General features: G+C 57.2%; 11 protein-coding genes and 3 pseudogenes. 5 read left to right on the forward strand and 9 right to left on the reverse strand.

Annotated elements, in window-relative coordinates; translation table 11 throughout:
* Positions 1-162 (reverse strand): Ku protein (locus tag AC1DM5_RS36185; protein ID WP_477976901.1); only part of this gene is annotated, 162 nt, incomplete at its 3' end.
* A gap of 94 nt (positions 163-256) precedes the next feature.
* Here AC1DM5_RS36185 and AC1DM5_RS36190 point away from each other — a divergent pair.
* Positions 257-475 (forward strand): annotated as a pseudogene (locus tag AC1DM5_RS36190) (DUF899 family protein); the annotation flags it as partial.
* A gap of 89 nt (positions 476-564) precedes the next feature.
* On the opposite strand, the pseudogene AC1DM5_RS36195 reads toward AC1DM5_RS36190, so the two are convergent.
* A pseudogene (locus AC1DM5_RS36195) lies at positions 565-812 on the reverse strand (hypothetical protein).
* Positions 813-1,630: 818 nt separating this feature from the next.
* Here AC1DM5_RS36195 and AC1DM5_RS36200 point away from each other — a divergent pair.
* Positions 1,631-2,476, forward strand: a complete 846-nt coding sequence (locus AC1DM5_RS36200; protein WP_477818412.1) for a class I SAM-dependent methyltransferase — start codon at positions 1,631-1,633, stop codon at positions 2,474-2,476.
* Between the two features lie 196 nt (positions 2,477-2,672).
* On the opposite strand, the gene AC1DM5_RS36205 is transcribed toward AC1DM5_RS36200, so the two are convergent.
* Positions 2,673-2,918, reverse strand: a complete 246-nt coding sequence (locus tag AC1DM5_RS36205) for a hypothetical protein (protein WP_477818411.1) — start codon at positions 2,916-2,918, stop codon at positions 2,673-2,675.
* Between the two features lie 52 nt (positions 2,919-2,970).
* Here AC1DM5_RS36205 and AC1DM5_RS36210 point away from each other — a divergent pair, with 52 nt between their 5' ends.
* Positions 2,971-3,351 (forward strand): Rossmann-fold NAD(P)-binding domain-containing protein, encoded by a 381-nt coding sequence (locus AC1DM5_RS36210; protein ID WP_477818410.1) that lies wholly within the window; start codon positions 2,971-2,973, stop codon positions 3,349-3,351.
* A gap of 203 nt (positions 3,352-3,554) precedes the next feature.
* On the opposite strand, the gene AC1DM5_RS36215 is transcribed toward AC1DM5_RS36210, so the two are convergent.
* Genes AC1DM5_RS36215 through AC1DM5_RS36230 form a run of 4 tightly spaced genes read right to left on the reverse strand, consistent with a single transcriptional unit; the run spans position 3,555 to position 6,890 of the window.
* The gene (locus AC1DM5_RS36215; protein WP_477818409.1) at positions 3,555-4,424 is read right to left on the reverse strand and encodes an efflux RND transporter periplasmic adaptor subunit; all 870 of its coding nucleotides are present in this window, start codon (positions 4,422-4,424) and stop codon (positions 3,555-3,557) included.
* The gene (locus AC1DM5_RS36220) at positions 4,421-4,630 is read right to left on the reverse strand and encodes a DUF1656 domain-containing protein (protein WP_477818408.1); all 210 of its coding nucleotides are present in this window, start codon (positions 4,628-4,630) and stop codon (positions 4,421-4,423) included. The genes AC1DM5_RS36215 and AC1DM5_RS36220 overlap by 4 nt, the downstream gene beginning before the upstream one ends.
* A complete protein-coding gene (locus AC1DM5_RS36225; RefSeq protein ID WP_477818407.1) occupies positions 4,627-6,657 on the reverse strand; it encodes an FUSC family protein in 2,031 nt (676 codons plus the stop codon). The genes AC1DM5_RS36220 and AC1DM5_RS36225 overlap by 4 nt, the downstream gene beginning before the upstream one ends.
* Positions 6,654-6,890 carry a hypothetical protein gene (locus tag AC1DM5_RS36230; protein WP_477818406.1) on the reverse strand — a complete coding sequence of 79 codons (237 nt, stop codon included), beginning with the start codon at positions 6,888-6,890 and terminating at the stop codon, positions 6,654-6,656. Before AC1DM5_RS36230 ends, AC1DM5_RS36225 begins: the two co-directional genes overlap by 4 nt.
* 200 nt (positions 6,891-7,090) lie before the next feature.
* Between AC1DM5_RS36230 and AC1DM5_RS36235 the strand changes: the two genes are divergently transcribed.
* Positions 7,091-7,897: an AraC family transcriptional regulator gene (locus AC1DM5_RS36235; RefSeq protein ID WP_477818405.1), complete on the forward strand. Its 807-nt coding sequence runs from the start codon at positions 7,091-7,093 to the stop codon at positions 7,895-7,897.
* Between the two features lie 272 nt (positions 7,898-8,169).
* Positions 8,170-8,334 (forward strand): annotated as a pseudogene (locus AC1DM5_RS36240) (bestrophin-like domain); the annotation flags it as partial.
* Between the two features lie 98 nt (positions 8,335-8,432).
* Here the strand turns inward: AC1DM5_RS36240 and AC1DM5_RS36245 are convergent.
* Positions 8,433-9,440: a sensor histidine kinase gene (locus tag AC1DM5_RS36245; RefSeq protein WP_477976899.1), complete on the reverse strand. Its 1,008-nt coding sequence runs from the start codon at positions 9,438-9,440 to the stop codon at positions 8,433-8,435.
* A 120-nt stretch (positions 9,441-9,560) separates the two neighbouring features.
* On the reverse strand, positions 9,561-9,932 hold the full coding sequence (locus AC1DM5_RS36250; RefSeq protein ID WP_477818403.1) for a response regulator: 372 nt from the start codon (positions 9,930-9,932) through the stop codon (positions 9,561-9,563).
* Between the last annotated feature and the right edge of the window lie 1,526 nt (positions 9,933-11,458).

Below are 11,458 nucleotides of genomic sequence, written 5' to 3' on the forward strand. Positions count from 1 at the left end.
GGTCACCGAGTCGATGTATTGGGAAACCACGCGGTTTCCAGTGTCCTTGTTCAGGGTGTGGAAACGGACCTTCTCTGATTCCGATGTCGCCGGGGTCATCGCCACCGGGCAGGTGACCAGCGAGAGCTTCAGGTAGCCTTTCCAATAGTTTTTCGGGGCCATGACCTATCTCCTCAGCCAGTCTTGCGCTGCGAGGCGGATCTCGAAGAAGGTGTCTTCGAAGCCGTCCCATGCGCGGCAGGCTGCCGTCCTGTGCCATGGGCTCGGCAAGGACGGCAGTGATGACGCGGCCTTCAACGTGTTCACCCGCCGGGACGGAACAATGCGGCATTTCTGGAGCGGCGAGATGGGCGGCGCCACAGCCGACCCCGGTCAGGACCCGCGCGGCGCGCCCGATCTGATGCCGATCTGGACGATCCTCGATTCCACCCCGGAGGGCCGGGCGCCGCATTGGTATCCCAAGCTGTCCTATTAGAATGTGATGCGCGGCCCAGGACAGTCACCCTCGGTGACTACCGCCGGTCCGCCGCCTTGGTAATTTGGCTGTGGTGATCGCGTCAGGACTCAACGATTGGGATAGTGGTCAAGAAGAAGACCATGCAAGCGGCAAGCCCGCTATTAAGGGGAATGTCTTTGAACAACCGCGATATGAGGCGCGGTCGCAATCCTTGCCTCTCATCGATGAGGAGGAATGACATCCTCTTTATTTCGATCGTGATCGCGCCTGCATTGTTATGGCGACGATAACTCCGCGAATCGATCGCATGGAATCCGTTTTCCACCGCCCAGGCGGCTATCATATCCGCGTTCATCAGGGTCCTGCTCTAGGAGATGCGGACGTGGTTTCTCCAGCTGTCCCGGCCGTGCAAATCGCTTTTGCAGTCCTAATGGTACCGCAACTGCAATGCTCTAAGCCAACCAAATCCGTCCAAGATTCCAGTTCCCACATAGGTGTTGCTAGGAAGACTCGCAGCAATCAGCACGCTCAGCCGCAAGCCCCGTCCCTTGGTGTTCTTGATAGGGTTCGAACTCATGACCATCCTGTTGGCCCTAATACGCAACAAGGTTCGACCGTTTCAATGGCTGGCTGGCGGTGGCGTCACCTTCGGATGGCACGCTGCCCTGGCTACAAAACTCGATCTTTGACAGACGGCATTCAAAGGCAACTGATAGGCCTTCTCTTGAATGCGTTCCCTGCGGCTGAAGAACAACGTACGCTGACACGATCGGCGCTATACAATGACCTTGTCAGAGATGTGCAGGAAACCGAGCTTCGACAGCGAATGCTTGAGAGTGGCATTGGTGCGTGGATCTGCATTTGTGCGGAATTCGGTCGTTGACATCTTTTATTTCGTCGCCGCGGTCGGTACGTTGCAGCGAAAGGATTTCGGGCGTCGGCAGGCGGGGCTTCGGTTCAGTATTGCGACGCCGATCACAGCCTTTGTTTGCTGAGCGGCAAACGAGCTATGCAACCCGCTGCAACGTCGTCCTGGCAAATGCTCGCCCCGCTAATATGGCGATAAGAGGCGAACCGGATTTCAATCGGGGCTGCGGCGTATGACAGACTAGGCTGAGCCAAAAGTTACATTTCTATAAAAGCAGTTGTTGTGAACTCGGACCGGACAGGCAGATGAGCAACGCTTCAAATTCCGAACACGTCACGTCGACCGGCCACAAGCTCAGCGCCGGAGGACACCTGAATGTTCATTACATGGCGCTAAAGGACGAATATGATGCCACTCTTCGTGCCGCCGGCATCCGATCTGGCTGGTCAGTGCTTGACGCAGGTGCAGGCAATGGGGTCTTCCTGCCTTTAATGGCGGAGTTGCTAGGCACCGAGGGGCATATCGAGGCTTGTGACTTGGCGCGGGAAAATGTCGAGGCTATCGAAGGCTTGATTGCAAGCCAGCGGTTTGCCTGTCCAATAAGAGCGCGAATCGGTGACATCCTCACGCTGCCCTATGAGACGGGCACATTCGATGCGGTCTGGAGCGCGAACGTCGTCCAGTATCTGAGTGACCTGGAGCTAACACAAGCAATCGCTGAGTTCTGCCGCGTCGTAAAGCCGGGCGGACTTGTGGCGGTGAAGGAGGTCGATATCTCGGTTTGGCAGTATCAGCCGCAGGATCCTAAACTGATGTGGCGTCTGCTCGACGCGCTGTCTGATGATATACAGATGTCCGGCGCAATGAGGGGAACGCGCGTATCGGCGTGGTTTCGAGCAGCGGGCCTAGAGAATGTCTCTGCAATCACGACGCTCGCGGAGCGCCGTCAGCCGCTCAACCCCGTGGAGCGCGAATACATTCGCAAAAATCTGGAATTCTTATCCGGGCTAGCCCGAACGCGCGACTTACCAGAAGCGGATCATCGCCAATGGAAAGCGATTGGTGAAGAGCCGGAGCGCCTGATTTGTGACCCCGATTTCTGCTATCGTGAAATGTGGGTACTCAGCCTAGGTATCGCGTCGAAGTCTTAAGCATCTTCCGTCGCCACGATTTGACCCGCGATGTATTGCGATGACCCCGGCGTCCCGAGGGGTCGCGAGATGCGCAGTGCGATTCCGCCAACTTATGCTTCAGCTCCTCAACGATCGCCATAGCTTGGCCCCGCAAAGGGTTTCGGGATGCTCCGGGGTGGCGACAAGCATAAAAAGAGAAAGCGTCCGGTTCGGGCTAAAGTTCACCCTCCCTGGAGAGTACGTCGCGCCATCGCTTCAAATATCCCGCAACGATAAGCTGACGCATGCCAGCTGAGATCAGTCTGTCCGACAGGTCGTCAAGATCGAAGCTGCCCGTCGGCGTATCCTTGGAATAATGTCGGAGGGTGTACGTGAACATTTCCTCCCAGCTTCGCCGGACGGCCACAGATTCGTCAGCCAGGCGCGGGCGGTGTTGATCAATCAATTCTCCCAGCGTCACGAGTTTCCCTCCAAGCCTCCGCGCACTATCCTAAAAATGTCAACACGTTGGAATGCGCGGCTATGATCATCAAGGTTATCCTGCCGATCGAAATCGCGTGAACGGACACAGTCAATTCCCCATATCGACCGACATCGGTGCCTTGACCGCAGAGGTAGTCTTTGCTCAACCGACGATCCGCGATGAGATCGTCTATCTTGCTGGCGACACGGTCACCTATGGCGAGGTTGCCGATAAGCTTCAGACCGTGCTTGAGCGTCCGTTTACGAAAGCAGAATGGACAGTTCCTCACCTCAAGCCTGAGCTTGCGCAGGACCCCGAAAATCATATCAAGAAATATCGGGCGGTCTTTGCGGAAGGCAAAGGCGTGGCATGGCCGAAGCGGGACAGCTTCAACGGGCGAAATGGCATCAAAGTCACGACCGCCGAATAGTGGATGCGGGAAAACCTTCGCTCCTGAGAGGTTCAGGGACCGCGCCGAGCCCTTTTGCGTGGTTCGGGGAATGAAGATACATTTCAGGCGGGCACCCCTTCGTTCGACAGCTTTCGTCAATGGCTGAACGCGACCATCACCCGATGATCCGTTATAGCCGGCGCCGAGTGCTGCTACCTCCACCTTTGCAAGGAGATATCGGCCTACTGTTCAACAGAAGCTGTTGCGGTCCGGCCGGCAATCAGCCGCACGCCGTCCGGGATGTGGTCGATCTCGATACGCACTGGTATCCTCTGGGCCAGACGAACCCATGCGAATGTCGGAGCCACGCTTGCGAAAGAACCCGCAGAATCGCTACGCTCCCGGTCCTCGATGCCGGCTGCGATGCTTTCGACATGTCCAAGCACCGGTTCCCGCTCGCCCATGATATCGATCCTCACCGGATCGTTGACATGGATTCTCGGAAGCTTTGTTTCTTCGAAATACCCGGCGACATAGATAGATTCTTTTTCGACCAGAACACCGATTGCATTACCAGCAGAAACATAGTTTCCCCGGCGCAGAGAGAAGTTCGTTATCGTCCCTGAAGCCGGCGCAATCACGTTTGTCCGCTCAAGGTTCAGCCTGGCCAGATCCTGACCCGCAAGTGCCGATTGATATGAGGCGTCTGCCTGATGCATCCGGCTTTCCGCCTGTTGCCGCTCCTTCAAGCTGGCGGCTTCTTTGGAAGCGAGCAACTGATATCGTTCGAAATCGGTCCTCGCCAGTTCCGCAGCGGCTTTGGCGCTCCGCACCTGAGCTTCCGCCTCGCGGAGCGCAAGCTCGAAACGAAGTGTTTCGATACGAAATAGCGTAGCCCCTTTTTCCATCCACTCGTTGTCCGACACCAGAACCTCCGTGACGGGTCCGGAGACGTCCGGGGCCAACCGGACGATGTCAGCACGGACATGTGCATCGCGTGTCCATGGCGCTTCCATGTAGAAGGACCATAAGTGCCAGCTTAGCACCGCTGCACAGCCGACCATGGAAAGGGTCAAAAGTGCTCGGCCCGAGGTAATCGTGAAATTTTTCATGTTTGAAACCAGGTTGCAGCCACTGAAAACCCACCGAGGAGGGTGACGTAGAGTGCGAGATTGAACAGCGGGCGATGCCATACCAGTCGGTAGAACCCGACCTTATCGAGAGCCCGTGCGAGAACGCGGAACACGCCGTACGCGAACAGCGCAAGCCCCGCGAACGATGGCAGGAAGACGCCGTAAAGGTCCAATTGTCCGGTCATGCGGCTATCCTCCTTGTCGGAGGCGTTGTGAAAACCGGCGGATCGGCGTTTGGAGCGAGGCAAATGCGAAGACCTGCCGCGCTCATGAGAACCTCTCTCTCCACAGGCACCGTGGTCATTCCCGACGCGGAAAGAACGAGATCGTCCAAAGTCGCAAGAACGTTTTCCATTTGGTCGCAATGTTTGTCGGACTTGACATCGTATAGTGCTGCGACCGCTTTGAAGACGGCTTCCGCTTTACGTCTAACAGGCTCGGACAACTCTTCGGCAAGCTGCCGCATCGCCACCATATGGAGACCCGTCCGCAGATCCCTTATAAGGTCGGCATTCGCGATTTCGGAAGTCGGTCGAAGTTTTGACGCTCTGGCGGCAAAGAGACCGGCGACATCGATGACGTGATGCTGCGTGCCATGGGCGTCGGTATGCCTGCCGGCGGCGATTTTCGCGACATGCCTCTGCGTAGCGGAAAAAAGCCTTCTGGCGTTTGTCTCCGCCCTTACAGTCCGGAAGATGCCGCAGACCACAATCGTCCAGACCATCGCAAGAATGGTCGCAATTCCTGTATTCGAGAATGTGACGAAGTCGCTGCTCTGGTGTGCCTGGAGCGAGAGAAGAAGTGGGAAATTGATGCACAGTCCCATGCCGACAATTGCCAGCGAAGGCACTGCAAGACATATGCCGGCCGGGATTAGGAACAGTCCGAGGGCAGCGACGAGAGGTACGAAACCATCAATCATCGGAAGGATCGCAAAGCCGTAAACGAACGCTGCGATGAGCGTAGCGATTGTGACGTGGGCAAACTTCCGCATCGCTGGGACAGGATCGTCCATCGTCGCGAGCAGGCAGCAAAGCACACCCGATATCTGGGCAAATGTCATTCCGTCCGACCAGCCGCTTGCGATCCAGAAGGTGATCGATGTCAGCAGGCAAATCGCGACTGCCAGTGCTGACAACAAAGCCATGCCGATGTCACGATGCTGGGCTGGCATTTTGTCTGTAGCTGCGAAAAGGCGGGCCGCTCTTGCCGCATTCTCTTCCTCTATCGCTTTCCGAAGGGCGCGGCACTCATCGGAGGTCCGAAGAATATCCCGCAGGTTCCGGGCGGCATTGGCAAGAAGGAGCGTCTCCCAGGAATGAGGTGCCGAGGAAGGAGCGAGCGCATCGATCTCGGCCTTGAAGGTTTCTGGGAAATTCGTCGAACGAGAACTCACCCCTGCAATCAATGACAAAGCCCGTCCCGCGCCGGAGGAGTTCAACTTGCCCAGTGACCGCCGCAAATCTTCGAGTTCGCCCAGTAAAGGAAGGAAGGACAGCATCCGGTACTGCAGTGATCGCACCAGCGAAACTGCACGTCGGTATCTGGAACCATCGTATTGAAGATGTGTCGTAAACGACCGCAGTTCCGCCGCTTCCGCAGCCAGGCCTTGTCGTTCTAATCTGCTCTGGACGTCCCCAACCTCTCCGACAGCCGTCGCTGCGAAGAGCGTCCGCGCCCTCGCCAGCCATCTATCGATCCGACTGACGAGAACGGTTCCTACGTGAACCGGAAAAACAATGTGGCTGACGATCGAGGCACATAGGATCGCAAGTCCGATCTCCTCGATGCGGGACATGACCGTGTCGAATGTGTTTGCCGGCGCCGTCACCAACGGCAATCCCGCAAGAAGCACGGTGTATCCAGCCAAGAGTGGGGCATAACTTCGAGGTGTACGGTCAAGAAGGCTGACGAACGTGCATGCCGAGACCCATGCAATGATCGCGGCAGAAAGAAGGATTGGCTCGCTCACAAGGTTCGGGACCATGATGATCGTCGCAGCGCCGCCCATGAGGGTTCCGAGTAGTCGATAGACTGACTTCGATGAAATCGCGCCCGAAAGCGGATGAGCGACGATGTAAACGGTCGCTACCGCCCAGAACGGTCGCGGCATATCGAAACTGATCGCGATGAAATAGGCCAGCATGGCCGCCAAAAACGTCTTCAAGGAAAACATCACAGCGGCGGTGGTGACCACCGGCCGAGCACTCACGCTTCATCTCCCCGCCGGGAGGTTCTCTGCGTGACGCCTCGCTCGCCAATGGTGCCGATAAGGCCATAAATGGCGGGCGATACATAGCAGAACAACGACGCCGCGATGCAAGCACCCATATAGGCTTCGGCCGGGTCGCCACATGAAACAATCGAAGTGGCGGGCGGTTGGTGCGCAAAGAACGCGCGAACTTTCATCACCAAGGCGTTTGCTGTCTTTCTCGCAGCGGCCATGCGCGATGACCCCTCGCTCATCGTTAGCAAGGGCAAAATGCAAAGCCTGCAAGAGCACCGATGAGGCAATCGAATTTCGGTCTGAACAATATCAGACCACCATCGAGGATCGTGCTCTTGTATTGCCATAGTCGTTCTCCGAAATTATTTCGGATCAATCTATCGACAAAGCGCGCGGAGGAATTTAGATATCCTCTCAAATGATCACCAAATTCCACCAAGCGAAGACATCGCTTTCCGGAGCCCTCGCCGAACATGATCTCGATGCGTCCACTGCGCGAATAAGCTCGGTGAGGATCGATGTTTCGCAGAACGATCGCGAAGCACCCGAGCATCGTCATCGAAAGGGCCAGCTCGTCATGGCCTTGCGGGGAGCCGTGACATGTCGCGTTCCGAGCGGAATGTGGATGGTACCGCCTCATTGTGGCGTCTGGGTGCCGGGCGGCATGCCGCACAGCAATGTTGCGACCGCTAATGCTCGGCTGTTCTTCCTATTCATCGAACCAGGCGCCGCCGATCTCCCGGACCGATGCTGCACGCTTTCACTATCCCCGTTAGTCAGGGAACTTATCATCGAGATGGCCGATCAGTCCGCACTTGCGATGGCCGATGCTGAACTCTTCATTACACTGCTTCTCTCTGCTCTACCGCGTATGCCGGTAGAGGATCTGCGTCTGCCTCTTACGGATGAGCCTCGGCTTGGGCGCATTGCTTCGGCATTGGTCGATGATCCTTCCGATCGAAGCACTATGGCCGAATGGGCAGCGCGAGTGGCACTAAGCGAAAATTCGCTCGGTCGTCTTGTTCGACAGGAAACCGGCCTGACCTTCGGCCGCTGGCGACAGCAATTGCAGTTGATCGTCGCGCTCCGGAGTCTTGCGGCGGGGGCAACGGTGCAGCAAGTTTCGGGCGACCTTGGATATGAGTCTGTGTCTGCGTTCATCACAATGTTCAAGAAAGCACTCGGCGCATCGCCTGCCAAATATCTCAGAAACCTCGAGCAGTAGGAAATCCAGTTTCGAAGCGGAATCCCCGTTGTTCAAAGCGAAACCTGTGCGCTCCGTTTCGGGGGAAATTGCGCTTCGAAGACTGCGCTCACAATGCTGACTGTCGAGCCGCAACTGCATCGTGAAGAGATCAAGGGGAATGCGCTCGACCTGGACGCGGGCTCCATCCGCCGCTAAAAGCCGGATGGTCAGATGAAATCTGAGGGGGGTCAAAATTGGACGCCGATTACCCCGCCAACGGTGTCAAAATTGCACGCCGAAACACAATCCGGGGACTGCCGACCGCGTTTCTGGGAATTCTGGTGTTCTGGCTCGCCTGGCTGTTTGCGACGTTCGGGCTGCAGGCGCCCGTAAATCCCACGGTTATCTTTGTTATCACGGTCTGCGCCATATCGGTGGCCGCAGCGGTGTTCCTAGTCGTCGACATGGCGCACTCATAGGTCGGCGTCGTTCATGTCTCGGATGAGCCCTTGAGGTCCGCGCTTGCTCGTATCGGCATGTCATGAGATTCCGCTCGGTCTCCTCCCGACCGCCGTCACTTCGAAAGCCGGTCACCTTTTACCCGAAGTGTTATGAGCACCCCGGTTTTCGTCCAGTCGTAGGCTATCGAACCGGCGAGGGGCCCGGCCACCGTGCGCTGGAGCAGCCTGCTTCCATATCCTCCGGCACCTTCCGGAGGAGCGACCTCCGGGCCGCCCTGCTCCGTCCAAACAATCTCGACGTCGTCGCCTTCGATGGCGCCGGATACATCGAGAGTTCCGGCGTCGATGGACAGCGCTCCATATTTCAGGGAGTTGGTCGCGAGTTCATGAATGACCAAGGCAAGATTGGTCGCTGCGCCCTCACCCACGCCCGCCCGCGGCACGGCCACCCTGATGCGCCCGGCAAAGGCCCCATCATCATCGTAGGGCGCCAACAGGACGGTGAACAGGTCGCCGAGAAGCGCCGCGTTTCCCTGTCCGCTTGGGAGCGGCCGCACAAGATCGTGGGCTCGACCCAGAGACGTAAGGCGTTGCGTCAGTTGATGGGCCATCTCCTCCTTCGTGCTGGTCGAGCGCGACGTGATAGAGGTCAGACCGGCTGCCAGTGCGAGCAGGTTCTTGACGCGATGGCTCATCTCGCCTGCGAGCAGCTCGTGTCCCTCCTCCGCCTGTTYTCGTCCCGTTACATCCAGAAAGATCCCGGTCATGTTTCGGCCGACGATCCCAACGTCGTCCCCCTGACCGCGAGCGGATATCCATCGCACGTCCGACGCCCCGGTCAGAATTCGGAAATCGATCTCGTAGGAGCCCACGATGGCTCTCGTCGCGACGAACGCCGCCCTGACCCGATCGCGATCGGCCGGATGGATCTTTTCGGAGAGATGCTCGAAGGTCAGGGGCCTGTCGTTGTCGACATCCCAGAGGTCGTAGCCCTTCCCGTCCATCAGGAACGTGTCGTCGTCTACGTTCCATGTCCAGAGTGCAACACCAGCTGCTTTGATAGCATTGCGAAGCTGCGTGATATCCCAGTCCGGATGGTCGATAGCGTAAGGTCTTGTCACTGGATTTCTCTCGCTGTGCCAGCATCGGAAGCCGACATACTACGCTGATATGAACATGGGGTCGTGCATCGATTGTCGGTGCCTCCAAAGGGTATTGCAGCCACTCATTTGCGTGCAGTTCTACGCGGCTAACCGGCGCAGCGTCTTCGATACCTCCGCGACATCGTAGGGCTTGGAAAAGAAGACGCCACGGTCAGGAAGATCCGACTCATCGACCGACACTCTCCCGGATGTGAGAATAATCTCTATGGGCGGCCATCGTTTGCGAACTGTCGCAGCGAGCATGAGGCGATCCATCGTGCCCGGCATCTCTATATCGCTAAAGATGACCACGATATCGTCCCTCGCGTCCAGGATACCAATAGCCTCCGCCGCATTCGCCGCCTCGAGTGCTTCCGACCCAGCGCCCTCGACCATCTCGACTGCAAGCATCAATAGCAACGGCTCATCTTCGACGACGAGGACGGCACGCCCTCTGACTGACTGCGTCATACTTTTGTTCCGTCTGATAATCCGGAACTTCAACGGAACGTATTTGTTCCGTCGCGCTACAGGCTGCAGGTGTTTCATCGATGTTGGCTACAACGAACGACGCGTTGGCATTCCATGGGAGAGCGGCGATATTTTTCACGGTCACCCGCTGCTCCACTTCATCCAAATCGAAATGCTGAGCCTAGGCAAATGGTCGAAGCGCCGTGAGTGCCTTTTCGCAGGAGCACCTTCCCCTGTTTTGCGGGCAATGGCGTATCAGGACCAAGCCTTGTAATCGGATATTTTAGCACGACTTATCGTTATAGTGACGGCTTGCCATTCGGGCGCCGTCATCAAGGGTGCAAAACCTTGCCCCAACAAAGGAGGACGACATGTCTTCCAATCCAGCAGCAGCGCATTTCGATAAGGCCGGTTTCAGGCTGGTCAGAGAGGTCTTCAAAACCGCCGGTATTCGGGGTGCAGACTCCGACGCGAGTTCACCGGAATGCCAGCGTGGGTGGCTATGACCTCCTTCGATGCGTTGAGGCCGAGAACTCTGAAAGCTGCGGCATTTGCCTATTTGAAAACTCGAAGCAGCGCCATCACCATGGTCCTCGGGCATTTCCGGTGAGGATACCGTCTTCCTGAAAGGATACGACCTTGCAACCTCCAGGCAGCTCAAAACAACCGACCCGACTACACGCTGAGAAGACCATGCTGGTCAGCGACTTCGCACGAAGGTTTCGGCTGGATCAAGTCGAGGAGAACCGTCTTATAAAACTTCTCGGCCCCATAGCCAAGGAAATAGACCTTCTCAGAAACGCGAGCAGATGGCCGCGGAGCGGCCACAGCACATGAATATCATGACCTTTCAGGACTTCGTAAATATCATTGTATCTCCATCTAGACGGATTGTTCGCGTCGTCGAACACGGCGTCATGACAGAGCGGGAGTTTTCGTCGGAAAGCCATGCTCTCGCCTGGGCTTCGGGTCAACGCATCAGACTTAACCTTCCGACCAACCAGTCCCTTTTCCCGATCAGCTGCCGCCCGCTTAGGTAGAGGGGATTACTGCACTTCAAAGGCCGACGCTTGCAATGGCCATCGCCGCGGTTGGGGTCAACGACGGATCCGAGGTCCTGCCGACATGCTAGAGCTGTATGAAAATGCGCGTCGGCATCAGGGACAGCGCCGGTGATGGTTTTCCAACCCTGGACCTATTCGGCCCCGACCAGATGCCGGGAACGCCGCGATATCCAACCCACCCCACGTCACCGGGACACCCTCCGTGATGATCAGACCGGAGAAGACGGATTGATGATCTACAACGACGCCTGTTCGGTCTTCGCTGGAGGGCGGCATCCTCATCTCCTCGGTTCAAAGATCGTTGGAGGCTTCTGCTGCGAAGCTCACGCAGACACCTCGATTTCCACATCCATCGATATGAATGCATCGGACGCACCAACGAAGCTGCCGGCGACGGGAACGGATTGCGCGATATCACGGGTGACGGCAACGGGGATAAGATTGGCCCCGCCCATGCTGCGG

The sequence above is a fragment of the Rhizobium sp. 01T437 genome, assembly GCF_056398505.1.

Coding starts and splice junctions, on each gene's coding strand:
- AC1DM5_RS36230 (WP_477818406.1), bottom strand. CDS start 6,890: ATGGCCGCTGCGAGAAAGACAGCAAACGCCTTGGTGATGAAAGTTCGC.
- AC1DM5_RS36210 (WP_477818410.1), top strand. CDS start 2,971: ATGCGCGGCTATGATCATCAAGGTTATCCTGCCGATCGAAATCGCGTG.
- AC1DM5_RS36200 (WP_477818412.1), top strand. CDS start 1,631: ATGAGCAACGCTTCAAATTCCGAACACGTCACGTCGACCGGCCACAAG.
- AC1DM5_RS36250 (WP_477818403.1), bottom strand. CDS start 9,932: ATGACGCAGTCAGTCAGAGGGCGTGCCGTCCTCGTCGTCGAAGATGAG.
- AC1DM5_RS36235 (WP_477818405.1), top strand. CDS start 7,091: ATGATCACCAAATTCCACCAAGCGAAGACATCGCTTTCCGGAGCCCTC.
- AC1DM5_RS36220 (WP_477818408.1), bottom strand. CDS start 4,630: ATGACCGGACAATTGGACCTTTACGGCGTCTTCCTGCCATCGTTCGCG.
- AC1DM5_RS36215 (WP_477818409.1), bottom strand. CDS start 4,424: ATGAAAAATTTCACGATTACCTCGGGCCGAGCACTTTTGACCCTTTCC.